Origin of the sequence: Streptomyces sp. NPDC020807, from assembly GCF_040641575.1 — a bacterium.
Lineage (GTDB): Bacteria > Actinomycetota > Actinomycetes > Streptomycetales > Streptomycetaceae > Streptomyces.
The window spans coordinates 409,615-436,526 of record NZ_JBFADU010000004.1; the positions used below are offsets into that span (position 1 = coordinate 409,615).

Sequence of the window (26,912 nt, forward strand, 5' to 3'; positions counted from 1 at the left end):
CGTGATCGGTTGAGATCTGTAGAGCGTTATTCGTTGTTTCCGTCGCGTTATCGAGGGGTGTGTGGACATGCTGCGAACCGAGCTGATCCGACCGTTGCCGGAACTGCTCACGGCGCACGCGAAGCGTTTCGGGAACAAGGTGGCCTACCGCGATTCCGAGCGTTCCGTCAGCTGGGCGCAGCTCGCCGAGCGGACCGGCCGGATCGCCGGTCACCTCGCGGCGCTGCGCCTCCAGCCGGGCGACCGCGCGGCCATCCTCCTGGGCAACCGGGTGGAGACCGTGGAGAGTTACCTGGCGATCGTGCGCGCCGCCGCGATCGGTGTGCCGCTGAACCCGCGGTCCACCGACGCCGAGCTGACCCACCTGCTGTCCGACAGCGGTGCCCGCGTGGTCGTCACCGACCCGGCCCACGTCGACCAGGTGCGGCGGGTCCTCGGCGCCGGCAGCCCGGTGCGGATCGTGGTGACCGGCAACGGCCGCGTGCCGGCCGGTGGCGCCTCCTTCGAGACGCTCGCGACGACCGAGCCCGCCACCCCGGCCCGGGACGACCTGGGCCTCGACGACGTGGCCTGGATGCTCTACACCTCCGGCACCACCGGCAAGCCCAAGGGCGTGCTCTCCACCCAGCGCAACGCGCTGTGGTCGGTGAGCGCCAGCTACGTCCCGATCCCCGAACTCTCGGCCGACGACCGGGTGCTGTGGCCGCTTCCGCTCTTCCACAGCCTGTCGCACATCGTCTGCGTCGTCGCGGTGACCACGGTCGGCGCCTCGGCCCGGCTGGTCGACGGCTTCGCCGCCGACGACGTCCTCGCCGCGCTCCGCGAGGAGAACTCCACCTTCCTGGCCGGCGTGCCCACCATGTACCACCAGCTGGTCGCCGCGGCCTCCCGCAAGGGCTTCCAGGCGCCCCGGCTGCGCATGTGCCTGGTCGGCGGTTCGGTCACCTCGGCCGACCTGCACACCCGCTTCGAGGAGCTGTACGGGGCGAAGCTGCTCGACGCGTACGGCTCCACGGAGACCTGCGGCTCCATCACCATGAAGTGGCCGACCGGCGACCGCGTCGAGGGCTCCTGCGGCATCCCCGTCCCCGGTGTGAACGTCCGCCTGGTCGACCCGAACACCGGCAACGACGTGCCCACCGGCGAGGAGGGCGAGGTCTGGGTCAGCGGCCCGAACGTCATGGTCGGCTACCACAACGACCCGGCGGCGACCGCCGAGGCGCTCGTCGACGGCTGGTACCGCACCGGCGACCTGGCCAGGCGTGACGTCGCCGGGTACTTCCGCATCACCGGCCGCCTGAAGGAACTCATCATCCGCGGCGGCGAGAACATCCACCCCGGCGAGGTCGAGGAGGTCCTGCGGTCCGTGCCGGGCGTCGCCGACGTCGCCGTCGTCGCCAAGCCGCACGACGTGCTCGGCGAGGTCCCGGTGGCCTTCGTCGTCCCCGGACCCGAGGGCCTCGACCCCGAACTCCTCTACGCCGCCTGCCGCGAGCGGCTCGCCTACTTCAAGGTGCCCGAGGAGCTGTACGAGACCGAGTCGATCCCCCGCACCCAGTCCGGGAAGATCACCCGTCACAAGCTGCTCAGCCGCCCGATGCGGCTGCGGGCGGCGAACGCCAGCCACTTCGAGTCGCTGCTGCGCCTCGACTGGATCCCGCTGACCGGCGGCACCGCCCAGGACGTGCCGGAGGCCGCGGGGGCCGCCGAGCACTGGCTGGTCACCGGCGCCGACGCGGACGCCATCGCCGGCGGCCTGGAGGAGCGGCTCGCCGGCTCCCCCACCGTCCCCGGCACCGTCGTCCTCGGCCTCGACGTCCCGCAGGCCGCCTCCGCCGCCGAGTTCGCGGGCGCCGTCGGCCGTACCGTCGACGAGCTCGCGGGCCGCGTCGAGGTCTGGCTCGGCGACGAGCGCCTCGCCGCCACCCGGCTCGCCGTCGCCACCCGCGGCGCCGTCATCGCCGGACCCCGCGAGACCCTCCACAACATCGCGCACGCTCCCGTCTGGGGCCTCCTGCGCTCCCTCCAGGCCGCCCACCCGGGCCGTCTGCTCCTCCTCGACCTCGACGAGGCCCCCGCCTCCCTGGAGGCGCTGCCGACCGCCCTGGCCTCCGGCGAGCCGCAGCTCGCGCTGCGCACCGGCGTCCCGCTCGTGCCCCGGCTCGCCCGGGTCGCGGCGAGCGCCGACCCGGCCGAGCGACGGGTCCTCGACCCGCAGGGCGCCGTCGTCGTCACCGGCGCCGAGAGCCCGCAGGCCGCGGCCCTCGCCCGGCACCTGGTGACCGGTCACCGCATCCGGCACGTCCTCCTGATCACCTCGCACGACGCCGCCGACGAGCGCGTCACCGGCCTCGCGGCCGAGCTGACGAAGCTGGGCGCGAAGGTCCGCGCGACCGCCTGCGACCTGACCGACCGGGGCGCGCTCGCCGCCGCCCTCGACCAGGCCGGTCGCCCGGTCACCGCCGTCGTCCACGCCCACGGCTGGCAGACCGCGCTGGCGGTCCGCCCGGACCGGCCGCTCGCCTCCGCCGTCGGCGCCCTGCTCCACCTGCACGAGCTGTCCCGCGCCCACGACCTCGCCGCGTTCGTCGTCTGCTCCTCCGCCGACACGCTCCTCGGCGCCCCCGGCGAGGGCGGCCGGGCCGCCTTCCACACCTTCCTCGACGCCCTCGCGCAGCACCGCGCCGACCGCGGCCTGCCCGCGCTGTCGCTCGGCTGGGGCCCCTGGGAGCCGGCCGTCACCGACGGCGGCCCGGAGGAGCCGGGCGTCGGCACGCTCGACACCGCCGACGGCCTCGCCATGTTCGACGCCGCGCTCCTCGGCGGCCAGGCGCACTGCCTGCCGATGCGCCTCGACACCGCGACCCTCGCGACCGGCTCGGTGAACGTCCTGCTCACCGGGCTCATCGACACCTCGGCGACGCCCGCGACCGCCGACACCTCGATCGCGGAGGCCCTGCGCGAGCGCCTCGCGCCGCTCCCCGAGCCCGAGCAGCTCCGCGTCCTCCTCGACGTCGTCCGCACGGAGGCGGCCCGGGTCATCGACCTCGGCTCCATCGACAGGGTCGGCCCCGAGCGCGCCTTCAAGGAGCTCGGCTTCACCTCGCTGCACGCCGTCGCCCTGCGCAACCGCCTCACCGAGACCACCGGTCTCAAGCTGCCCGCGACCCTTGCCTTCGACCACCCGACCCCGCAGGCCGTCGCCCGTCTGCTCCACTCGGAGCTCAACGGGATCCAGGCCGCCGTGGAGGAGGTCCGCCCCGAGGTCGCCGGATCCGACGAGCCGATCGCCATCGTCGGCATGGCCTGCCGCCTGCCCGGCGGCGTCACCTCCCCCGAAGAGCTGTGGCGGCTCGTCGCCGAGGCCCGCGACGCGGTCTCCGGCTTCCCCGAGGACCGCGACTGGAACCTGGAGGAGCTGTACGACCCCGAGGGCGGCCGCCCCGGCTCCAGCTACGTCCGCGAGGGGGGGTTCCTCTACGACCAGGCCGACTTCGACGCCGAGTTCTTCGGCATCTCGCCCCGCGAGGCGACCGCCATGGACCCGCAGCAGCGGCTCCTCCTGGAGACCTCCTGGGAGGCCCTGGAGCGGGCGGGCATCGACCCGTCGCGGCTGCGCGGCGAGCCCGTCGGCGTCTTCTCCGGCGTCATGTACCACGACTACGGCACCCATGTGACGGGCGCGCCCGAGGAGTTGGAGGGGTACCGGGGCACCGGCTCGGCGGGCAGCGTCGCCTCCGGCCGCGTCTCGTACACCTTCGGCCTCGAGGGCCCGGCGCTCACCGTCGACACGGCCTGCTCGTCCTCTCTGGTCGCCCTGCACCTGGCCGCGCAGTCGCTGCGCAACGGCGAGTGCACGATGGCGCTCGCCGGCGGTGTCGCGCTGATGGCCGAGCCCACCTCGTTCGTCGAGTTCTCCCGGCAGCGGGCGCTCGCCCCCGACGGCCGCTGCAAGCCGTACGCCGAGGCCGCCGACGGCACCGGCTGGGCCGAGGGCGTCGGCGTCCTCCTCCTGGAGCGGCTCTCCGACGCCGAGCGCCTGGGCCACCCGGTCCTCGCGGTCGTGCGCGGCTCGGCGGTCAACCAGGACGGCGCCTCCAACGGCCTCACCGCGCCGAGCGGCCCCTCGCAGCAGCGGGTGATCCGCCAGGCCCTGGCCAACGCGCACCTGACGAGCGGCGACGTGGACGTGGTCGAGGGCCACGGCACGGGCACCATGCTCGGCGACCCGATCGAGGCGCAGGCCCTCCTCGCCACCTACGGCCAGGACCGCGACGCGGACCAGGAGCCGCTGTGGCTGGGCTCGCTCAAGTCGAACATCGGGCACGCGCAGTCGGCGGCCGGTGTCGCCGGTGTCATCAAGATGGTCCAGGCGATCCGCAACGGCGTCCTGCCGCAGTCCCTCCACATCGACCGCCCGTCGACGAAGGTCGACTGGGAGGCCGGAGCCGTGGAGCTCCTGACCGAGGCCCGCGCCTGGCCCGAGGTGGACCGTCCGCGCCGCGCGGCCGTCTCCTCCTTCGGCGTCAGCGGCACCAACGCGCACGTCATCATCGAGCAGGCCCCGGACTCCGACCCCGCCGGCGAGGACGCGGGCCGCGCGGCCGGCGCCGTCACCCCGTGGCTGGTCTCCGCCAAGTCGCAGGACGCCCTGCGGGCCCAGGCGGGGCAGCTCGCCGCCGTCGCCCGTGGCGCGGACCGCTCCGACCTGGCGCACGCGCTCGCCTTCACGCGGGCCGCGCTCGACCAGCGGGCCGTGGTCGTCTCGGCCGACGAGGACGCCCTGGTCGCGGGTCTCGCGGCCCTGGAGGCCGGTGAGCCGGCGGCCGAGCTCGTCACGGGCACGGCCGACGTCCGCGGCAAGACCGCGTTCGTCTTCCCCGGCCAGGGCCACCAGTGGGCCGGCATGGGCGCGCGGCTCGTCGAGGACTCGCCGGTCTTCGCCGAGGCGATCGAGGAGTGCGCGGCCGCCTTCGCCCCGTACGTCGACTGGAACCTCCTCGACGTCATCCGGCAGGCCCCCGACGCCCCCGCCTTCGACCGCGTGGACGTCGTCCAGCCCGCCTCCTTCGCGGTCATGGTGTCGCTCGCGCGCCTCTGGCAGCACCACGGGCTCACGCCGGACGCCGTCGTCGGCCACTCCCAGGGCGAGATCGCGGCGGCGCACGTCGCCGGGGCCCTGTCCCTCGACGACGCCGCCCGCGTGGTCACCCTGCGCAGCAAGGCGATCGGCGCCCACCTCGCGGGCCTCGGCGGCATGATGTCCGTTCCTCTGCCGCTCGCCGACGTGGAGAACCGTCTCACCGCCTACGCGGGCCGCATCGAGATCGCCGCCGTCAACGGCCCGACCTCCACCGTCGTCGCCGGAAACGCCGACGCGCTCGACGAACTGCACACCGCGTACGAGGCGGAGGGCGTCCGGGCCCGCAAGATCCCCGTCGACTACGCCTCCCACACCAGCCACGTCGAGCGCATCGAGGACGAACTCGCCCGCGTCCTCGACGGCCTGGAACCCACCGCCCCGCGCATCCCCGTGTTCTCCACCCTGCGGGGCGCGTGGCTGGACGGCGACACCGTCCTCGACGGCCGCTACTGGTACGCGAACCTCCGCCACCAGGTCCGCTTCGGCGAGTCCGTCGAGCAGCTCGTCGCCGACGGCTTCCGGGTCTTCGTCGAGGTCAGCGCCCACCCGGTGCTCAGCATGCCGGTCCAGGAGATCCTGGAGGCGCGGGCCGACGGCCCCTGGGTGACCGGCGGTTCGCTGCGCCGGAACGACGGCGACCTCCAGCGCTTCCTGACCTCCGCCGCCGAGCTGCACGTCCGCGGCGTGGTGCTCGACTGGCGGACCGTGCTGACCGATCCCCACCCGGCCCGGGTCGAACTGCCCACCTACCCGTTCCAGCGCCGCCGTTACTGGCTGGAGGGCACCGGCAGCACGGACGCGGGCGCGCTCGGCCTGGCGACCGAGGAGCACCCGCTGCTCGGCGCGCTCGTCGAACTCCCCGGCTCCGGTGGCGTCCTGGCGACGGGCCTGCTGTCCCTGAAGACGCACCCGTGGCTGGCCGCCGACGCGGCCGGCGGGTCCGCCGCCGTGCCCGGCTCGGTCCTCTTCGAGCTCGCGGTGCGGGCCGGTGACCACGTGTCGGCCGGAATGATCGAGGAACTGGTCCTGGAGGAGCCGCTCGTCCTTCCCGAGCGCGGCGCCGTCCGGGTCCGCGTCCAGGTCGGCGCGGCCGGGGAGACCGGCCTCCGGGCGGTCAGCGTCCACTCCCGTACCGACGACTCCGACGACTGGACGCGGAACGCGATCGGCCACCTCGCAGCCCAGTCCACGGCGTTCGCCGGAGACTTCACGGTCCGCCCGCCGCAGAGCGCCGAGGCCGTCGACGTCGAGGGCCTCGCCGAGGGGCTGCGGAAGGTCTGGCGCCACGGCGACGAGGTGTACGCCGAGGTGGCGCTCCCCGAGGAGCTCGCGGGCTCCGCGACCGCCTTCGGCCTGCACCCGGCGCTGCTCGACGCGGCCCTGTCGGTCGCGGCCTTCGGCCCGCTCGGCTCCGCCGCCCGTGACGGCAAGGTGCTGCTCCCGCACACCTGGCGCCGCGTCTCCCTGTACGCGTCGGGCGCGGCCCGCCTCCAGGTCCGCGTCAGCCCGCAGGGCGACGGCTCGGTGACCCTGGCGGCGGCCGACTCGGCGGGCTCCCCCGTCCTGTCGGTGCGCGAACTCACCTACCGCGCGCTCGACTCGGCCCGTCTCGCGGGCGGCGGCGACTCCCTGCGGGACTCGCTCTTCCGCGTGGAGTGGCAGGAGACCCCCGCCCCCGGCACGACCGCCGGCGAGCGGTGGCCGCTCCTGGACCTGACCGAGAACACCGAGGACGTGCGGACCGTCACGGCCCGCGCCCTCGCCCTCGTCCAGGCCCACCTGGCCACCGACCCCGACGACACCCGGCTCGTGGTCCTGACCCGCGGCGCGGTCGACAGCCCGGCCCAGGCCGCCGTACGCGGTCTCGTCCGAACGGCGCAGAACGAGCACCCGGACCGGCTGGTCCTGGTCGACACCGACGTCGAGTCGGCCGGCCTGCTCCACGCGGCCCTCGCCACCGGCGAACCGCAGCTCGCCCTGACCGGCGGGAAGATCACCGTCCCGCGCCTGGCCCGCACCACCGTCCCCGGCACCGCGAGCCCGCTGTACGCCGACGGGACGGCCCTGATCACCGGCGGCACCGGCACCCTCGGCGCCCTCACCGCCCGCCACCTGGTCACCGAGCACGGCATCCGCCACCTCCTCCTGATCAGCCGCCGCGGCCCGGAGACCCCGGGCGCCGACCAGCTGCGCCAGGAGCTCACCGCCCTCGGCGCCACGGTCACCGTCAAGGCCGTCGACGCCACCGACCCCGACCAGGTCACGGCGCTGGTCGCCGGGATCGACCCGGCCCACCCGCTCACCGCCGTCGTCCACACGGCCGGCGTCCTCGACGACGGCGTGATCACCGCCCAGACCCCCGAGCGGCTCGACACCGCCTTCCGCGCCAAGATCGACGCGGCCGAGGTGCTCCACGCGGCCACGAAGCACCTGGACCTGTCCGCGTTCGTGCTCTTCTCCTCCGCCGCCGGCACCCTCGGCAACCCCGGCCAGGCCAACTACGCCGCCGCCAACGCCGCCCTCGACGCCTACGCCCACCGGCTCCGCGCCGAAGGCACCCCGGCGACCTCCCTCGCCTGGGGCTACTGGTCCGACGTCAGCGGCATGACCGCCCACCTCGACGAGGCGGCGCTCCAGCGCCACCGCAGGGACGGCATGCTCGGCCTCTCCGCAGAGGCCGGCATGGCGCTCCTCGACGCCGGATTCCGCTCCCCCGAGGCCGCGTTCGTCGCCGCCCGGCTCGACCTCGCCGGGCTCCGCGCCCGCTCGGTCACGGACCCGGTCCCGCCGTTGCTCCGCGGGCTCGTCCGGCCGCTGCGCCGGGTCGCCGCGCAGGCCGGTCCCGCCGCCGCCGGCGGCGGGAACGCGCTGGCCGAGCGGCTCGCCGGGCTCGCCCCGGCCGAGCGCGAGCGGACCCTCGTCGACCTGGTGCGGGCCGAGGCCGCGACCGTCCTCGGACACGCGACCGCCGACGCCATCGACGAGAAGCGCGCCTTCAAGGAGCTGGGCTTCGACTCGCTGACCGCCGTCGAGCTGCGCAACCGGATCGGCAAGCGGGCCGGGCTCACCCTGCCCACCACGCTCGTCTTCGACTACCCGACGCCGACCGTCCTCGCCCGCAAGCTCCTCGCCGACCTGGTCGGCGACGAGCCCGAGCGGGCCGTGACGGCCGGGGGCCGCGCGACGGCCTCCGAGGACGACGACCCGATCGTCATCGTCGCCATGGGCTGCCGCTTCCCCGGCGGCGCCGACGGCCCCGACGAGCTGTGGCGGATCGTCGCCGACGGCGCCGACATCATCGGCGGGCTCCCGCGGGACCGCGGCTGGGACCTGGAGGCGCTCTACCACGAGGACCCGGAGCACCTGGGGACCTCGTACGCCAGGCACGGGGCGTTCCTGGACACGGCGACCGTCTTCGACGCCGGCTTCTTCGGGATCTCGCCGCGCGAGGCCGTCGCCATGGACCCGCAGCAGCGGCTCCTCCTGGAGACGACGTGGGAGACGTTCGAGCGGGCGGGCATCGACCCGACCGGTCTGGGCGGCGAACGCGTCGGCGTCTTCGTCGGCGTCAACGACCGCGACTACATCCTGCGGATGCAGCACGGCGCGGGCGAGCTGGAGGGCTACCGGCTGACCGGCACGTCCGGAAGCGTCGCCTCCGGCCGCATCTCGTACACCTTCGGCCTCGAGGGCCCGGCCCTCACGGTCGACACGGCCTGCTCCTCCTCGCTCGTCGCGCTCCACCTGGCCGCGCAGTCGCTGCGCACCGGCGAGTCGACGATGGCGCTGGCGGGCGGTGTCGCACTGATGACGACGCCGGACGCCTTCGTGGAGTTCTCCCGTCAGCGCGGTCTGTCGCCCGACGGCCGCTGCAAGGCCTTCGCCGACGCCGCCGACGGCACCGGCTGGGCCGAGGGCGTGGCGCTGCTCCTCGTCGAGCGGCTCTCCGACGCCGAACGGCTCGGCCACCCGGTCCTCGCGGTCGTGAAGGGCACGGCGGTCAACCAGGACGGCGCGTCCAACGGCCTCACCGCCCCCAACGGCCCCTCCCAGCAGCGCGTCATCCGCGCCGCCCTCCAGGACGCCGGTCTGACCGGCTCCGAGGTCGACGCGATCGAGGCGCACGGCACGGGCACGCGGCTCGGTGACCCGATCGAGGCGCAGGCGCTCCTCGCCACCTACGGCCAGGACCGCGACGCGGACCGGGAGCCGCTGTGGCTCGGCTCGCTGAAGTCGAACATCGGGCACACGCAGGGCGCCGCCGGCGCCGCGAGCGTGATCAAGATGGTCCAGGCGATCCGGCACGGCGTCCTGCCGCAGACCCTGCACGTCGACGAGCCGTCGACGAAGGTCGACTGGTCGGCCGGCGCGGTGGAGCTCCTCACCGAGGCCCGCCCGTGGCCCGAGGTGGACCGTCCGCGCCGCGCGGCCGTCTCCTCCTTCGGCGTCAGCGGCACCAACGCCCACGTCATCATCGAGCAGGCCCCGGAGAAGGCCCCCGTGGCCGCGGCCGCGCAGGAACCCGCCGAGATCCTGCCGTACGTGCTGTCCGCCAAGTCGCCCGAGGCGCTGGCCGGTCAGGCCGCGCGCCTCGCCGAGTGGCTCCGCGACAGCGGGCGCACCACCCGGTCGGAGTTCGCGGACGTCGCGTACTCCCTGGCCGCCTCCCGCGCCGAACTCGACCACCGGGCGGTCGTCGTGGCGGCCGACCGCGAGGAGCTGCTCGCCGGGCTCGACGGTCTCGCCTCCGGCGCGCTCCCGGGGTCGGTCGTCGGCGGCGCCCCCGCCGCCGGCCGTACGGCCTTCCTCTTCACCGGCCAGGGCAGCCAGCGGACCGGCATGGGCCGCGAGCTGTACGCCGCGTACCCCGTCTACGCGGAAGCCTTCGACGCGGCCTGCGCCGAGCTCGACCGGCACCTGGTCGCCGCCGGGCACGTCGAACTCCCCGTCAAGGACGTGGTGTTCGCCGACCCCGACACTCCGGCCGCCGAGCTGCTGCACCGCACGGTCTACACCCAGTCCGCGCTGTTCGCCGCCCAGGTCGCCCTCTTCCGGCTCGTCGAGTCCTGGGGCGTACGGCCCGACGCCGTCGCCGGGCACTCGATCGGCGAACTGGCCGCCGCCCACGTGGCGGGCGTCTACTCGCTCGCCGACGGCGCCGCCCTGGTCGCCGCGCGCGGCCGGCTGATGCAGGCCCTGCCCGAGGGCGGCGCGATGGTCGCCGTCCAGGCCGGCGAGGCCGAGCTGCTCCCGCTGCTCCCGGCCGACGGCCGGGCCGGGGTCGCCGCGGTCAACGGGACCTCGGCGCTGGTGATATCGGGCGACGAGGACGCCGTCCTCGCGGTCGCCGAGGTCTGCAAGGCGAAGGGCTGGAAGACGAAGCGCCTCCGGGTCAGCCACGCCTTCCACTCGGCCCGCATGGAGCCGATGCTCGCCGAGTTCCGGAAGGTCGCCGCCAGACTCTCGTACGCGGAGCCCCGTATCCCCGTGGTCTCCACGCTGACCGGAGCCGGCGTCGGCCTGGACCGGCTCGGCACGGCCGACTACTGGGCGGACCACGTCCGGCAGCCGGTGCGGTTCGCCGACGCCGTGCGCGACCTGCGGGCCGCGGGCACGACCCGCTTCCTGGAGATCGGCCCGGACGCCGTCCTGACGGCGATGGCCCGCGAGACGCTCGACGCCGACGCCGCCCACGGCACCGGCACCTCGGGCACGGAGGTGATCGTGCCGGGTCTGCGCCGCGAGCGCTCCGAGCCCCGCACGCTCCTCGCCGCCCTCGCCGGGCTGTACGTCCACGGCACCCGCGCCGACTGGTCCGCCGCCTTCGACGGCACCGGGGCCGGCCGCGTCGACCTGCCGACGTACGCCTTCCAGCGCGAGCGGTACTGGGCCGAGGCGACGGCCGGCACGACGGACGCGGCCTCGCTCGGCCTCGCCTCCGCCGAACACCCGCTGCTCGGCGCGGTCGTCGAACTCCCGGAGGACGGAGGGGTCCTGGCCACCGGCCGGCTCTCCCTCAAGAGCCACGCCTGGCTCGCCGACCACGCCAAGTCGGGCACGGTCCTGGTGCCGGGCACCGCCCTCGTCGAGCTGGCCGTCCGCACCGGCGACCAGATCGACGCCGGGGTCCTGGAGGAGCTGGTGCTCCAGTCGCCGATGGTCCTCCCGGAGCGCGGCGGCGTCGAGGTCCGCGTCCTGGTCGGCGCCGCCGACGGCGACGGCCGCCGGACGGTCGGCATCCACTCCCGTACGGAAGGGGCCGACGGCGCCGACGAGTGGGTCCGGCACGCCACCGGCTCCCTCACCTCCGCCGGGCAGGCACCCGAGGGGACGCTGACGGCCTGGCCGCCGGCGGACGCCGAACCCGTCGACATCGACGGCTTCTACGACCGGCAGGCCGCCGCGGGCCACGAGTTCGGCCCGCTGTTCCAGGGCCTGCGGACGGTCTGGCGCCGGGGCGACGAACTGTTCGCCGAGGTCGCCCTGCCGGAGGAGGCCACCGCCGAGGCCGCCGCCTTCGGCCTGCACCCTGCGCTGCTCGACGCGGCCCTGCACACGACCAGCTTCGGCGCGGTCGCCGAGACGGAGGCCGGACAGGTCCTCCTCCCGTTCGCCTGGAACGGGGTCACCCTGCACGCCGCCGGAGCGGCCCGCCTGCGGGTCCGCATCACCCCCCGGGGCGGCGACACCGTCTCCGTCGAGGCGGCGGACGCCACCGGCGCCCCCGTCGCCACGGTCGGATCGCTCGCCTTCCGGGCCGTCGACCCGGCGCAGCTGGGCGGCGGGCAGGACCGGCTGAAGGACGCGCTGTTCCGGGTCGAGTGGCAGGAGGTCCCTGCTCCGGGCAGCACCACCGGAGCCGACTGGCCGGTCCTGGACCTGACGGAGAGCACCGAGGAGGTGCGCGCCCTCACCGGCCGCGTCCTCGCCGCCGTCCAGGCCCACCTGGCGGGCGACCCCGACGGCACCCGGCTCGTGGTCCTCACCCGCAACGCGGTCGAGAACCCCGACCAGGCCGCCGTGTGGGGCATGGTCCGCACCGCGCAGAACGAGCACCCGGACCGCCTGGTCCTGGTCGACACCGACCCCCGCTCGGCCTCGCTGCTCCCGGCCGCGCTCGCGACCGGCGAGCCCCAGCTCGCCCTGCGGGCCGGGAGGATCACCGTCCCGCGCCTCGCCCGCGCCTCCGTCACGGACACGAGCAGCCCGCTCGACCCGGACGGCACGGTCCTGGTCACCGGCGGTACGGGCACCCTCGGCGCCCTCACCGCCCGCCACCTGGTCACCGAGCACGGCATCAAGCACCTCCAGCTGATCAGCCGCCGCGGCCCGGCCGCGCCCGGGGCCGAGGAGCTCCGCGAGGAGCTCGCCGCCCTCGGCGCCACGGTCACCGTGTCGGCGACCGACGCGACCGACCCCGACCAGCTCGCGGCCCTGCTCGCGACGGTCGACCCGGCGCACCCGCTGACCGCCGTCGTCCACACGGCCGGCGTCCTCGACGACGGCGTCATCACCGCCCAGACCCCGGAGCGGTTCGACACCGCCTTCCGCGCCAAGATCGACGCGGCGCACCGGCTCCACGAGGCCACGAAGGACCAGGACCTGGCCGCCTTCGTCCTCTTCTCCTCGGCGGCGGGCACGCTCGGCAACCCCGGGCAGGCCAACTACGCGGCGGCCAACACCTACGTGGACGCCCTCGCGGGCCGGCTCCGCGCCGAGGGCACCCCGGCGGTCTCCCTCGCCTGGGGCCTGTGGGCCGAGGCGAGCGGCATGACCGGCGAGCTGAGCGAGGCCGACCTCAAGCGCGGCAAGCGCACCGGCATCACCGCGATGCCCACCGAGACGGCGCTCGCGCTGCTCGACGCGGGCCTCGCCGCCAGGGACGACACCGCGCTGGTGACCGCCCGGCTCGACCTGGCCGGTCTGCGCACGCAGGCCGCCACCGACGCCGAGCAGATCCCGGCCCTGCTCCGGTCCCTGGTCCGCGCGCCCCGCAAGGCGGCCCGGACGGCGACGGTCGTGGAGGAGTCCCTGACCGACCGCCTGGCGGCCCTGCCGGCCGCCGGACGGGCCAAGGCCGTGCTGGAACTCGTCCGGACGGAGGCGGCGACCGTCCTCGGTCACGCCACCGCCAAGGCGATCGGCGCGGACAACGCCTTCAAGGAGCTCGGCTTCGACTCCCTGGCCGCGGTGGAGCTCCGCAACCGCCTCGCCGCCGCGACCGGCGTCCGCCTGCCGGCCACGCTGATCTTCGACTACCCGACGCCCGGGGAGCTCGCGGAGCAGCTGACCGAGGAGCTCGGCCTCTCCGACGCGGCTCCCGCCGCCGACGCGGCCCCGGCCGAGCCTGCCCCCGGCGAGTCCGGCATCGACCTCGACCTGGACATCGACATCGAGTCGGCGACCGACGACGAGCTGTTCGCGCTCATGGACGGTGAGCTCGACCTGTCCTGATCCCGCCCTGGCAGCAGCCGTCCACCCACCGACACCTGGAAGGGACAGACCCGGTCATGTCCAACGAGTCCCCCACGACCGACACCGCGACGAACACCACGACCAGCAGCACGACGAACACCACGACGAACAGCACCGACAACCAGAAGCTCCGCGACTACCTCAAGCGGGCCCTCGTCGACCTGAAGACGGCCAACAAGCGTCTCCGTGACGCCGAGGCGGCCAAGTCCGAGCCCATCGCCATCGTCGGGATGGCCTGCCGCCTCCCCGGCGGGATATCCACCCCCGACGAGCTGTGGCGGCTCGTCGAGGCCGGCAGCGACGCCGTCGCCGGCTTCCCCGAGGACCGCGGCTGGGACCTGGAGCGGCTCTTCGACCCGGACCCGGAGCGCCGGGGCACCTCGTACGTCAGCGAGGGCGGGTTCCTCGACGGCGCCACCGAGTTCGACGCCGGGTTCTTCGGCATCAACCAGCGCGAGGCGCTGTCGATGAACCCGCAGCAGCGCCTGCTCCTCGAAGCCTCCTGGGAGTCCTTCGAGCGGGCCGGCATCAACCCGGCGGGGCTGAAGGGAAGCCGCGTCGGCGTCTACTCCGGCGTCATGTACCACGACTACGCCACGGACATGGAGAACGCCCCGGCCGAGGTCGAGGGGTACCTGAGCACCGGCACGGCCCCCGCCGTCGCCTCCGGCCGCGTCTCGTACACCCTCGGTCTCGAAGGCCCGTCCCTCACCCTGGACACGGCCTGCTCGTCCTCGCTGGTCGCCCTGCACCTCGCGGTGCGGGCGCTGCGGGACGGCGAGATCGACATGGCGCTCGCCGGCGGCGCCGCCATCATGGCGACGCCCGGCACCTTCGTGGAGTTCTCCCGCCAGCGCGGTCTGTCCACCGACGGCCGCTGCAAGGCCTTCGCCGACGCCGCCGACGGCACCGGCTGGGCCGAGGGCGTCGGCGTCATCCTCGTCGAGCGGCTCTCCGACGCCGAGCGCCTCGGCCACACCGTGCTCGCGGTCGTCCGCGGCACGGCGGTCAACCAGGACGGCGCCTCCAACGGCCTCACCGCGCCCAACGGCCCCTCGCAGCAGCGCGTCATCCGCGCCGCGCTCGAGAACGCCGGGCTCACCGGCGACGACGTCGACGCGGTCGAGGCGCACGGCACGGGCACGACGCTCGGCGACCCGATCGAGGCGCAGGCGCTCCTCGCCACCTACGGCAAGGGCCGCAAGGCCGAACAGCCTCTGTGGCTCGGCTCGTTGAAGTCGAACATCGGGCACGCGCAGTCGGCGGCCGGTGTCGCGGGCATCATCAAGATGGTCCAGGCGATACGGCACGGCGTCCTCCCGAAGACCCTGCACGTCGACAAGCCGTCGACGAAGGTCGACTGGGAGGCGGGGGCCGTCGAGCTCCTCACCGAGGCCCGCCCGTGGCCCGAGGTGGACCGTCCGCGCCGCGCCGCCGTCTCGGCGTTCGGCGTGAGCGGCACCAACGCGCACGTCATCATCGAGCAGGCCCCGGCGGCCTCGGCCGAGGAGCCCCCGGCGCCCGCCGCCCCCGGTGTCGTCCCGTGGCTGCTCTCCGCCAAGTCCCCCCAGGCCCTGCGCGAGCAGGGCGGCCGCCTGGCCGCCGCCGCGGGGGACCTGGCCGCCGCGGACGTCGCGCACACCCTGCTGACCTCGCGGGCGCTCTTCTCCGAGCGGGCCGTGGTGATCGGCGAGGAGCGGGAGGCGTTCGCCACCGGTCTCGGCGCCCTGGCGACGGGCGCCCCGGCGGCCGAGCTGGTCTCGGGCACGGCCGACGTGGACGGCAGGACGGCGTTCGTCTTCCCCGGCCAGGGCCACCAGTGGGCCGGCATGGGCGCCCGCCTGATCGGCGCCTCCCCCGTCTTCGCCGAGGCGATCGAGGAGTGCGCCAAGGCCTTCGAGCCGTACGTCGACTGGAACCTGCTCGACGTGATCGGCCAGGCCCCCGACGCGCCCGCCTTCGACCGCGTGGACGTCGTCCAGCCCGCCTCCTTCGCGATCATGGTGTCCCTGGCGCGGCTCTGGCAGCACCACGGCGTCACCCCCGACGCCGTCATCGGCCACTCCCAGGGCGAGATCGCCGCGGCCCACGTCGCGGGGGCGCTCACCCTCGACGACGCCGCCCGGATCGTGACCCTGCGCAGCCAGGCGATCGGCGCCCACCTCGCGGGCCTCGGCGGCATGATGTCGGTGCCGCTGCCGCTCGCCGACGTCGAGGCGCGCCTGACCGCCTACGCGGGCCGCATCGAGATCGCCGCCGTCAACGGCCCGACCTCCACGGTCGTCGCCGGTGACGCCGACGCGCTCGACGAACTGCACACCGCGTACGAGGCGGAGGGCGTCCGGGCCCGCAAGATCCCCGTCGACTACGCCTCCCACACCAGCCACGTCGAGCGCATCGAGGAGGAACTCGCCCGCGTCCTCGCCGAGGTGGCGCCCCGCGCGGCCGAGGTCCCGCTCTTCTCGACCCTGCACGCGGACTGGCTCGACACCACGGCCATGGGCGCCCGGTACTGGTACAGCAACCTGCGCCACCAGGTCCGCTTCGGCGAGTCCGTCGAGAAGCTCGTCGCCGAGGACTTCCGGGTCTTCGTCGAGGTCAGCGCCCACCCGGTGGTCTCGATGGCGGTCCAGGACGTCCTGGACACCCGCGCCGACTCCCCCTTCGTCACCACCGGCACCCTGCGCCGGGGCGAGGACACGCCGACCCGCTTCCTCACCTCGCTCGCGGGCCTGCACGTCCGGGGCGTGAAGGTCGACTGGACGCCGGCACTCGCCGACGCCCGTCCGCGCCTGGTCGAGCTGCCCACGTACGCCTTCCAGCGCAGCCGCTACTGGCTGGAGAAGTCCGACAAGGCCGGCGACGTCGGCTCCGCCGGGCTCGACGCGGCCGAGCACCCGCTGCTCGGCGCCCTGGTCGAACTCCCGGACACGGGCGGGGTCCTGGCCACCGGCCGGCTGTCCCTGAAGAGCCACCCGTGGCTCGCCGACCACGCCGTCGCCGGGACGGTCCTGCTGCCCGGCACGGCGCTGGTGGAGCTGGCCGTCCGCGCCGGCGACCAGGCGGGCACGGGCGTCCTCGACGAGCTGGTCGTCGAGGCCCCGCTGACGCTCCCGGCCTCGGGCGCGGTCCGCGTCCAGGTGGCCGTCGGCGCGCTCGACACCTTCGGCCGCCGCCCGGTGACCGTCCACTCGCGCGCCGAGGACGCCGAGGCCGGGTCGTGGGTCCGCCACGCCACCGGCTTCACCTCCGCCTCGGCGGCCCCGCGGGCGGAGGCGTACGACTTCGGCGTCTGGCCGCCGAAGGGCGCCGAGGGCCTGTCCGTCGACGACTTCTACGACCTGCGGTTCGCGGCCGGGTACGAGTACGGGCCCGCGTTCCAGGGCCTGCGGGCGGTCTGGCGCCGCGGCGAGGAGCTGTTCGCCGAGGTCGCGCTCCCGGACGGGGCCGCGGACGACGCCGCCGCCTTCGGACTGCACCCGGCGCTGCTCGACGCGGCCCTGCACACGGCGGCCTTCGGCACCGGCCCGCAGGCCGACGAGGGCACGACGCTGCTGCCGTTCTCCTGGAACGGCGTGGCCCTGCACGCCACCGGCGCGAACCGGCTGCGGATCCGCCTCGCCCCGCAGGGCGGCGAGACGGTCGTCATCGAGGCGGCGGACGCCACCGGCGCCCCCGTCGCGACCGTCGGCGGCCTCACCTTCCGCGCGGTGGACGCGAGCCGGCTCGGCGAGGGGCAGGACCCGCTGCGGGACTCCCTGTTCCGCCTGGAGTGGCAGGAGATCGCCGCTCCCGCCGCGCAGGGCCCCGACTGGCCGGTCCTCGACCTGACGGGCGGCGCCGAGGACGTCCGGACGCTGGCCGGCCGCGCCCTCACCGCCGTCCAGGCCCACCTGGCCACCCCCGACGAGACCCGTCTCGTCGTCCTGACCCGGGGCGCGCTCGACGACCCGGCGCAGGCCGCCGTGTGGGGCCTGGTCCGCACCGCGCAGAACGAGCACCCGGACCGCCTGGTCCTGGTCGACACCGACGAGCGGTCCGCCCCGCTCCTGAGGGCCGCCCTGGCCACCGGGGAGCCCCAGCTCGCCCTGACCGGCGGGAGGATCACCGTCCCGCGCCTGGCCCGCACGAGCGTCCCGGGGGCGGGCAGCCCGCTCGACCCGGACGGCACGGTCCTGGTCACCGGCGGTACGGGCACCCTCGGCGCCCTCACCGCCCGCCACCTGGTCACCGAGCACGGCATCCGCAACCTCCTCCTGGTCAGCCGCCGCGGGCCGGCCTCCCCGGGCGCCGCCGAACTCCGCGAGGAGCTGACGGCCCTCGGCGCGACGGTCACCGTCACGGCCACCGACGCCGGCGACGCGGGCCAGGTCGCGGCCCTGCTCGCCACGGTCGACCCGGCGCACCCGCTCACCGCCGTCGTCCACACGGCCGGTGTCCTGGACGACGCCACCGTCACCGCCCAGACCGCCCGCCACCTCGACACCGTCCTCACCCCGAAGACGGACGCCGCCGAGGTGCTCCACGCGGCCACGAAGGACCTCGGCCTCGCCGCCTTCGTCCTCTTCTCGTCCGCCGCGGGCACCCTCGGCAACCCCGGCCAGGCCAACTACGCCGCCGCCAACGCCGCCCTCGACGCCTACGCCCACCGGCTCCGCGCCGAAGGCACCCCGGCCGTCTCCCTGGCCTGGGGCCTGTGGGGCGACGCGAGCGGCATGACCGGCCACCTCGACAGCGGCGACCAGAGCCGCATGAGCCGCCAGGGCGCGTCGGCGCTGACCGCCGAGGAGGGCATGGCGCTCCTCGACGCGGGCCTGCGCTCCCCGCACCCGGCGCTCGTCACCAGCAAGATGAACTTCCCCGCCCTGCGGCAGGCGGCGGCGGACGGCAGCCTCCAGGTCGTCCTCCAGGGTCTCGTCCGGGTCCCCCGCAAGGCCGCGCACAGCGCGGAGGCCGGCGAGGAGTCCCTCGCCGACCAGCTGGCCGCGCTCCCCGGGGCCGACCGGCAGCGCCGCCTGCTCGACCTCGTACGGAGCCACGCGTCGACCGTCCTCGGCGACACGCCCATCCGGGCCGAACAGCCCTTCAAGGACGTCGGCTTCGACTCCCTCACCGCCGTCGAGCTGCGCAACCGGCTCGCGACGGCGACCGGCATCCGCCTCCCGGCGACGCTGGTCTTCGACTACCCGACCCCGGCCGCGCTGACCCGGCACCTGCTCTCCGAGCTGGTCCCCGACACCGACGCGACGGCCGACGACCTCCAGGCCGACGGGATCCCCGCGCAGTCGACCGCCGAGGCCGAGGCGGCCACCGCCGAGGAACTCGACCGGATCGCCTCGATGGACGCCGACGATCTCGTGGCCCGCGCCCTGGGCGCCATCGGCAACTGACGCCGACCGACCGATACCTACGGACTGTTGACAGTGGAGGAAACGATGGGAACGCCCAGCGACAAGAGCGACAAGAGCGCCCAGCTCGTGGAGGCGCTGCGCGCCTCGCTCATGGAGAACGAGCGGCTCAAGCTGGAGAACCAGCGGATCGCGGACGCGGCCCGCGAGCCGATCGCCCTGGTCGGCATGGCCTGCCGGCTCCCCGGCGGGGTGTCGACGCCCGAGGAGCTGTGGCGTCTGGTCGACGCGGGCGGGGACGCCGTCTCCGGCTTCCCCGAGACCCGCGGCTGGGACCTGGAGCGGCTCTTCGACCCGGACCCGGAGCGGTCGGGCACCTCGTACGTCAGCGAGGGCGGGTTCCTGCACGAGGCGGGCGAGTTCGACGCCGGCTTCTTCGGGATCTCGCCGCGCGAGGCGCTCGCGATGGACCCGCAGCAGCGGCTGCTCCTGGAGACCTCCTGGGAGGCTTTCGAGCGGGCCGGGATCGACCCGAGCGCGCTGGGCGGCAGCCGGGTCGGCGTGTACTCGGGCGTGATGTACCACGACTACGCGCCGGGCCTGGAGTTCTCCCCGAAGGGCCTGGAGGGCTTCCTCGGCACCGGCAACTCCGGCAGCGTGGCCTCCGGCCGCGTCTCGTACACGCTGGGGCTCGAAGGCCCCGCGATCACCGTGGACACGGCCTGCTCCTCCTCGCTGGTGGCGCTCCACCTCGCGGTGCAGGCTCTGCGCAACGGCGAGATCGACATGGCCCTCGCGGGCGGCGCCGCCGTCATGGGCACGCCGGGCGTCTTCGTCGAGTTCTCGACGCAGCGCGGCCTGTCGGAGGACGGCCGCTGCAAGGCCTTCGCGGAGGCCGCCGACGGCACCGGCTGGGCCGAGGGCGTCGGCGTCCTCCTCGTGGAGCGGCTCTCCGACGCCGAGCGGCTCGGTCACCCGGTCCTCGCGGTCGTGCGCGGCTCGGCGGTCAACCAGGACGGCGCGTCCAACGGCCTCACCGCCCCCAACGGCCCCTCCCAGCAGCGCGTCATCCGCGCGGCGCTCAAGAACGCGGGCCTGACCGCCGCCGACGTCGACACGGTCGAGGCGCACGGCACGGGCACGACGCTCGGCGACCCGATCGAGGCGCAGGCCCTGATCGCCACCTACGGCAAGGGCCGCGACCCGGAGCAGCCGCTGTGGCTGGGCTCCCTCAAGTCGAACATCGGGCACGCGCAGTCGGCGGCCGGTGTCGCGGGCATCATCAAGATGGTCGAGGCGATCCGCCACGGCGTGCTGCCGAAGACCCTGCACGTGGACGAGCCGTCGACGAAGGTCGACTGGTCGGCCGGCGCGGTGGAGCTCCTCACCGAGGCCCGCCCGTGGCCCGAGCTCGACCGCCCGCGCCGCGCGGCCGTCTCCTCCTTCGGCGTCAGCGGCACCAACGCCCACGTCATCATCGAGCAGGCCCCGGAGAAGGCCCCCGCGGCGGCGGCCACGCCCGAGCCGGCCGCCGTCCCGTGGCTGCTCTCCGCCAAGAACGCGGGCGCCCTGCGCGCCCAGGCCGAGCGGCTCCTCACCGGCGCCGAGCGGCTCGACCCCGTGGCGGTCGGCCACGCGCTCGCCTTCGGGCGGGCCCGGCTCGACCGGCGCGCGGTGGTCGTGGGCGCGGACCGCGAGGAGCTGAACGGCGGTCTGAAGGCGCTCGCCGCGGGCGAGGCGTCGCCGCTGGTCGTCTCGGGCCTGGCGGACGTGGACGGCAGGACCGCCTTCGTCTTCCCCGGCCAGGGCCACCAGTGGGCCGGCATGGGCGCCCGGCTCCTCGACTCCTCCCCGGTGTTCGCCGAGGCGATCACGGAGTGCGCGGCGGCCCTGTCCGCGTACGTCGACTGGGACCTGCTCGACGTCGTCCGCCAGACCCCCGAGGCGCCCGCCTTCGACCGCGTGGACGTCGTCCAGCCGGCCTCCTTCGCCGTCATGGTGTCGCTCGCGCGGCTCTGGCAGCACCACGGCCTGGTCCCGGACGCCGTCATCGGCCACTCCCAGGGCGAGATCGCGGCGGCCCACGTCGCGGGGGCGCTCACCCTCGACGACGCCGCCCGTGTCGTGGCCCTGCGCAGCCAGGCGATCGGCGCCCACCTCGCGGGCCTCGGCGGCATGATGTCCGTTCCTCTGCCGCTCGCCGACGTGGAGAACCGTCTCACCGCCTACGCGGGCCGCATCGAGATCGCCGCCGTCAACGGCCCGACCTCCACCGTCGTCGCCGGAAACGCCGACGCGCTCGACGAACTGCACACCGCGTACGAGGCGGAGGGCGTCCGGGCCCGCAAGATCCCCGTCGACTACGCCTCCCACACCAGCCACGTCGAGCGCATCGAGGACGAACTCTCCCTCGTGCTCGACGGTTTGGAGCCCACCGCGCCGCGGATCCCGATGTTCTCGACCCTGCGCGGCGCCTGGCTCGACGGCGGGACGCGCCTGGACCGCGCGTACTGGTACGACAACCTCCGCCACCAGGTCCGCTTCGGCGAGTCCGTCGAGCAGCTCGTCGCCGACGGCTTCCGGGTCTTCGTCGAGGTCAGCGCCCACCCGGTGCTCAACATGCCGGTCCGCGAGATCGCCGAGAGCCGGGCCGGAGCGCCCACCGTGGTCGGCGGGACGCTCCGCCGGAACGACGGCGACCTCCAGCGCTTCCTGACCTCCGCCGCCGAGCTGCACGTCCGCGGCGCGGTCCTCGACTGGGCCCCGGCGCTCGGCGGTGCGAAGGCCGCCCACGTCGAACTCCCCACCTACCCCTTCCAGCGCCGCCAGTACTGGCTCGCGCAGGTCCAGCCCTCCGGCGCCGGCGCCGGTGAGCTGTCGGCCGCAGACCTCATCGACCCCGAGAAGGAGAACGCCATGACGTCGTCCGAGGAATCGTTCGCCGAGCGGATCGCCGGCCTGGCCGGCGAGGAGCGCCTGGAGGCGCTGCTCGACCTGGTGCGGACCGAGACGGCCGCCGTGCTCGGCCACGCGACGCCGGACGACGTCGACGACGACGAGGCCTTCTTCGACGTCGGCTTCAACTCGCTGACCGCCGTGGAGCTGCGCAACCGCCTCGCCGAGGAGCTCGCCGTCGAGCTGCCCGTGATGCTGCTGTTCGACCACCCCACGCCGTCGATGGTCGCCGAGTTCCTCGTCGGCAAGGTCGCCGAGCCGGCCGCCGCCCAGGCCTGACACACCCTTCTTCTTCCACCAGACACGGAGACCCTCATGTTCGACATCGACGACTACCTCGGGAAGCTCGGCCACACCGGTCCGCACCCGGAGCCGACCCTGGAGACCCTGCGGGTCCTACACCACGCCCACATGCGGGTGGTCCCCTTCGACAACTTCCTCAACGCCGAGCGCGGCACGCGGATCTGGGACGGCGTCGACATCGACGTCGACCTGGTCTACAAGGAGGTCGTCACCGGCGGGCGCGGCGGCGTCTGCTACGAACTCAACGGCCTGTTCCGGGCGTTGCTCGGCCGCCTCGGCTTCGAGGTGGTCGTCCTGTCGGCGGGCGTGCGCGGCGCGGACGGCAGCTTCGGTCCCGAGCTGGAGCACCTCTTCAACGGGGTCCGGATCGACGGCGAGTGGTACGTGGCGGACGTCGGTTTCTCCGGCCCGTCGCTGATCGAGCCCGTGCGGGTCTCGCCGGAGCCGCAGGAGCAGTACGGCAGCGAGTTCCGGATCACGGAGACCTCGGCCGCGGACCCGGACGGGGAGGGCTTCCACTACCTGGAGCGCCGGGCGCGGGACGGCGAGTGGGGCACGATCCACCGCTTCCGGCTCCAGCCGCGGCACTTCTCGGAGTGGCTGGAGGCCGACAACCCGGTCCTGGACGCGTACGCCCAGATGCTGGCGGCGAACGTCACGTACATCCGCGGCCGCGCGCTGGAGAACGGCCAGCTCACGCTGACCGGCCGGCGCCTGCTGACGGTCGAGGACGGCCGGGAGAAGGTCCGGGTCCTGGTGAAGCAGCCCGACCTGGACGCCGTGATCAAGAACATCCTGCTCCAGGACTGACCCGCCCTACCGAACGAGAGGAGTGCACGATGTCTGCGTCCGCTGCTTCGAGCGACGCGTGGTGGCCCGAGGACGAGGCCGATCTGCTGGTCGTCGGATACGGGCCGGTGGGGCAGGTCCTCGCGAACCTGATGGCCCAGCGGGGCCGCCGGGTGATCGTGGTGGAGCGGCACGCCAAGCCGTACACGATGCCGCGCGCGGTGGCGTTCGACGGGGAGGCGGCCCGCGTCCTCGCGACGGCGGGCGTCGCCGACCACCTGGCGTCGGTCGGCGAGCCGTCCGGCGACTACATGTGGCGCAACGGCGAGGGCCGGGACCTGCTGTACATCGGGGCGGCGGAGGTGCACGGCCGCAACGGCTGGCCGGAGTCGACGTCGATGTACCAGCCGGGCCTGGAGACGGCGCTGATCGCGAGGGGCGCGGAGCTGCCGCAGCTGACCGTGGTGCGCGGCTACGAGGCCGTGGACCTGGTGGAGACGGGCGAGGGCGTGGAGCTCGCGGTCGAGGACCGGGAGGGCGTCCGGCGGACGCTGCGCGGCCGGTGGATCGTGGGCTGCGACGGCGCCAACAGCTTCGTCCGGCGCAGGATCGGTTCGCCCGCGGTCGACCTGGACTTCCACCACGAGTGGCTGATCTGCGACCTGATCCTGCACGACCGGAGGGAGTTCACGCCGAACAACCTCCAGATCTGCGACCCGGCCCGGCCGCGCACCCAGGTGTCGGCGGGCCCCGGGCACCGGCGGTGGGAGTTCATGCTCCTGCCGGGCGAGACCAAGGAGGAGATGGACACGGCGGACACGGCGTGGCGCCTCCTGGAGCTCTGCGGGATCTCGCGCGAGGACGGGATCATGGAGCGGCACGCGGTGTACACCTTCCAGGCGTCCACGGTGAAGGAGTGGCGCTCGGGACGGCTGCTGATCGCCGGCGACGCGGCGCACCTGATGCCGCCGTTCGCGGGGCAGGGCATGAGCTCGGGCTTCCGGGACGTGGCGAACCTGGTGTGGAAGCTGGACCTGGTGCTGTCCGGGCTCGCGGACGAGTCGCTGCTCGACTCGTATCCGGAGGAGCGGCGGGCGCACGTCCAGCACGCGATCACGATGTCGATGAACCTCGGCAAGGTGATCTGCCAGACGGACGCGAAGGCGGCGGCGGACCGGGACGAGGTGATGATCGCGGCCCGTGAGCGGAACCTGGCGCGGCCCCAGCAGTCGCCGTTCCAGCCGCTGACGAAGGGTCTGCTGGCCCGGGACGCGAAGGGCCGGCGGCGGCCGGGCTCGGGCGACCAGGTGCCGCAGCCGCGGGTGGCGGCGGCGGACGGCACGACGGGCCTGTTCGACGAGGTCGTGGGCCGCGGGTTCGTGTTCGTCTCCCGTGACAACCCGGCGGAGCAACTGGACGCCGAAAGGCGGGAGTTCCTCGACCGCCTCGGCGCCCGCCTGGTGTGGCTCCGCGACGCGGACGCCGTCCTCGGGGCCTCGGCCGACGGCGTCGTGCAGGTCCGTGACGTCGACGGCGCCTTCACGGCGTACGTGGACGGGATCGGCGGCGCGGCGGGTCTGGGCGGCGCCAGGGCCCGGACGGTCCTGGTCCGGCCCGACACCTACGTGTACGGCGCGGCCTTCGACAGGGCCTCCGCCGAGCAGCTCGTCGACGGGCTCCGTGAGCGGCTGACGGCACCGGCCACGGTGGCGTGAGTCCGGTGACGCGGGCGCCCCTCACCCCCGTGCGGGGCGCCCCGTCGTCAGCTCGCCGCCGCGGCCGTCAGGTCGTAGTCCTGGCGGGCCCGGTCGATCGCCTCGACGTGCCGCTCGGCCCAGCCGCTGAGGCCGACGAGCGAGTCGTACAGCTCGCGCGCCATCGGCGTCGCCGTGTACTCGACCTTCGGCGGCACGGTCGGGTAGACGGTGCGGGTCAGCAGCCCGTCGCGCTCCAGGTTGCGCAGGGTCAGCGTCAGCATGCGGCGGCTGATGCCCTTGACCTGGCGCTCCAGCTCGGTGAAGCGGGCCGGACCCTGGGTGGTGACGAGCAGGATGCCGATGCTCCACTTCCCGCTGACCCTGCCGAGCACTTCCAGCACCGAACAGGCGGCCTGCGCGGCAGGAGTTTCGCACTCCTTCAACGCGCTGACCTCGGCGGTCACATCGGTGTTCCCCTGAGACATAAAAGTGCCTCCTTCCACTTCGGTTCATGGTCCCAGACCATGTTCTCTGTAACAAGACGTGCACTTAGGCAGCCGCCCTGAGTGAGCCGCACTTGTCAGCCCACGTGCAGCGAATCCCCCGAACCCCCCGGACTCCGGGACACCCCCGGGCTCCGGGACACCCCAGAAAGAAGAGATCCGTGACTTCAGAGACGAAAACCAGCTCGCGCGGGCTGGCGCTCGCCATTCTGTGCGCCATGCAGTTGATGATCGTCCTGGACGGGACGATCGTGACGGTCGCCCTGCCCACCATCCAGAGCGAACTGGGCTTCACCCAGGGCGGTCTGTCCTGGGTCGTGAACTCGTACCTCATCGCCTTCGCCGGCCTGCTGCTCCTCTCCGGCCGCCTGGGCGACCTGATCGGCACCAAGAAGGTCTTCCTCTCCGGCCTGGTGACCTTCACCCTCGCCTCGCTGCTGTGCGGCATCGCCACCAACTCGGAGATGCTGATCGCCGGCCGCTTCCTCCAGGGCGTCGGCGCGGCCCTCGCCTCCGCCGTGGTCCTCGGCATGATCATCGGGCTCTACTCGGAGCCCGCCGAGCAGGTCAAGGCCATGGGCATCTACGGCTTCGTCTCCGCGGGCGGCGCCTCCCTCGGCCTCATCGCCGGTGGCGTCATCACCGAGACGCTGGGCTGGCACTGGGTGTTCCTCATCAACCTGCCGATCGGCGCGCTCGCCCTGGTCTCCGGTCTGAAGCTGCTCCAGGGCCGTCCCGGCCTCGGCCTCAAGGCCGGTGCCGACGCGATCGGCGCGGTCCTGGTCACCGCCGGCCTCTCGCTGGGCGTCTTCACCATCTCGCAGATCTCCGACGAGAACTTCACCGCCGGTGAGCTCTCCGTCTACGGCGCGCTCGCGGTCGTCCTCATCGTCGCCTTCCTCGTCCGCCAGGCCAAGGCCGCGCGTCCGCTGCTCGCCCTGCGCATCTTCCGCAACCGCGAGATCTCCGGCGCCAACCTGACGGTCGTCCTCCTCTTCGCGGCCGGCTTCGGCTTCCAGTTCCTCAACGCCCTGTACCTCCAGCGCATCCTGGGCTTCGACTCGATGGAGACCGGCCTCGGCTTCCTCCCGGCGCCCATCGTCATCGGCACCATGTCGCTCTTCTTCACCTCGAAGCTGACCGCCAAGTTCGGCACCCGCAAGGTCCTCCTCTCCGGTCTCTTCTTCCTCTCCATCGGTCTGCTCCTGCTCAGCCGGGCGCCCGTCGACGGCAGCTACGCCACCGACGTCCTGCCGACGCTGATCATCCAGGGCTTCGGCATGGGCCTCACCGTCCCGGCCGTCATCATGCGGGCCATGTCCGCCGCCGCCCCGGAGGACGCCGGTCTCGCCTCCGGCCTCAACACCACCGCCCAGCAGGCCGGTGCCGCTGTCGGCCTCGCCGTCCTCGCCACGGTCGCCACCACGTACAGCAACAACCTGGTCGCCGAGGGCACCCCGCAGATCGAGGCCCTCCGCGACGGCTACAGCCTCGGGTTCATGCTCTCCGCCGGCTTCGTCCTCGCCGCCTGGCTCGTGACCTTCTTCGTCCTGCGGGACAAGCCGGCCGCCGCCCAGGCCGCGGACAAGCCCGCCGAGCAGGCCGCCCCCGCAGAGCCCGTCGTCGTCCACTGACACCGACGGACCCGACACTCTCGGACCGGAGCGCGACCGGTGAGGAACCCCGGTCGCGCTCCGGT

The 26,912-nt window shown here is 74.5% G+C and carries 7 protein-coding genes; 6 read left to right on the plus strand and 1 reads right to left on the minus strand.

Annotated elements, in window-relative coordinates; translation table 11 throughout:
• The first annotated feature begins 67 nt into the window (after positions 1–67).
• From AB0G79_RS09725 to AB0G79_RS09745, 5 genes are read left to right on the plus strand one after another with little or no spacing between them, the layout of a single operon-like run.
• Positions 68–13,597 carry an SDR family NAD(P)-dependent oxidoreductase gene (locus AB0G79_RS09725; protein ID WP_360802894.1) on the plus strand — a complete coding sequence of 4,510 codons (13,530 nt, stop codon included), beginning with the start codon at positions 68–70 and terminating at the stop codon, positions 13,595–13,597.
• Positions 13,598–13,653: 56 nt separating this feature from the next.
• A complete protein-coding gene (locus AB0G79_RS09730; protein WP_360802897.1) occupies positions 13,654–19,008 on the plus strand; it encodes a type I polyketide synthase in 5,355 nt (1,784 codons plus the stop codon).
• Between the two features lie 45 nt (positions 19,009–19,053).
• Positions 19,054–22,200, plus strand: a complete 3,147-nt coding sequence (locus tag AB0G79_RS09735) for a beta-ketoacyl synthase N-terminal-like domain-containing protein (protein ID WP_360802900.1) — start codon at positions 19,054–19,056, stop codon at positions 22,198–22,200.
• A 36-nt stretch (positions 22,201–22,236) separates the two neighbouring features.
• Positions 22,237–23,034, plus strand: a complete 798-nt coding sequence (locus AB0G79_RS09740) for an arylamine N-acetyltransferase (protein ID WP_360802903.1) — start codon at positions 22,237–22,239, stop codon at positions 23,032–23,034.
• Between the two features lie 29 nt (positions 23,035–23,063).
• Positions 23,064–24,728 carry a bifunctional 3-(3-hydroxy-phenyl)propionate/3-hydroxycinnamic acid hydroxylase gene (locus AB0G79_RS09745; protein ID WP_360802906.1) on the plus strand — a complete coding sequence of 555 codons (1,665 nt, stop codon included), beginning with the start codon at positions 23,064–23,066 and terminating at the stop codon, positions 24,726–24,728.
• Between the two features lie 47 nt (positions 24,729–24,775).
• Here the strand turns inward: AB0G79_RS09745 and AB0G79_RS09750 are convergent, their stop codons facing one another.
• Positions 24,776–25,195 (minus strand): helix-turn-helix domain-containing protein, encoded by a 420-nt coding sequence (locus AB0G79_RS09750; RefSeq protein ID WP_360802909.1) that lies wholly within the window; start codon positions 25,193–25,195, stop codon positions 24,776–24,778.
• Between the two features lie 179 nt (positions 25,196–25,374).
• Between AB0G79_RS09750 and AB0G79_RS09755 the strand changes: the two genes are divergently transcribed.
• The gene (locus tag AB0G79_RS09755; protein ID WP_360802912.1) at positions 25,375–26,847 is read left to right on the plus strand and encodes an MFS transporter; all 1,473 of its coding nucleotides are present in this window, start codon (positions 25,375–25,377) and stop codon (positions 26,845–26,847) included.
• Positions 26,848–26,912: the final 65 nt, after the last annotated feature.

Excerpts from the sequence above, each read along its gene's own strand:
- AB0G79_RS09745 (WP_360802906.1), top strand. The coding sequence starts at position 23,064 with ATGTCTGCGTCCGCTGCTTCGAGCGACGCGTGGTGGCCCGAGGACGAG.
- AB0G79_RS09730 (WP_360802897.1), top strand. The coding sequence starts at position 13,654 with ATGTCCAACGAGTCCCCCACGACCGACACCGCGACGAACACCACGACC.
- AB0G79_RS09740 (WP_360802903.1), top strand. The coding sequence starts at position 22,237 with ATGTTCGACATCGACGACTACCTCGGGAAGCTCGGCCACACCGGTCCG.
- AB0G79_RS09750 (WP_360802909.1), bottom strand. The coding sequence starts at position 25,195 with ATGTCTCAGGGGAACACCGATGTGACCGCCGAGGTCAGCGCGTTGAAG.
- AB0G79_RS09725 (WP_360802894.1), top strand. The coding sequence starts at position 68 with ATGCTGCGAACCGAGCTGATCCGACCGTTGCCGGAACTGCTCACGGCG.
- AB0G79_RS09735 (WP_360802900.1), top strand. The coding sequence starts at position 19,054 with ATGGGAACGCCCAGCGACAAGAGCGACAAGAGCGCCCAGCTCGTGGAG.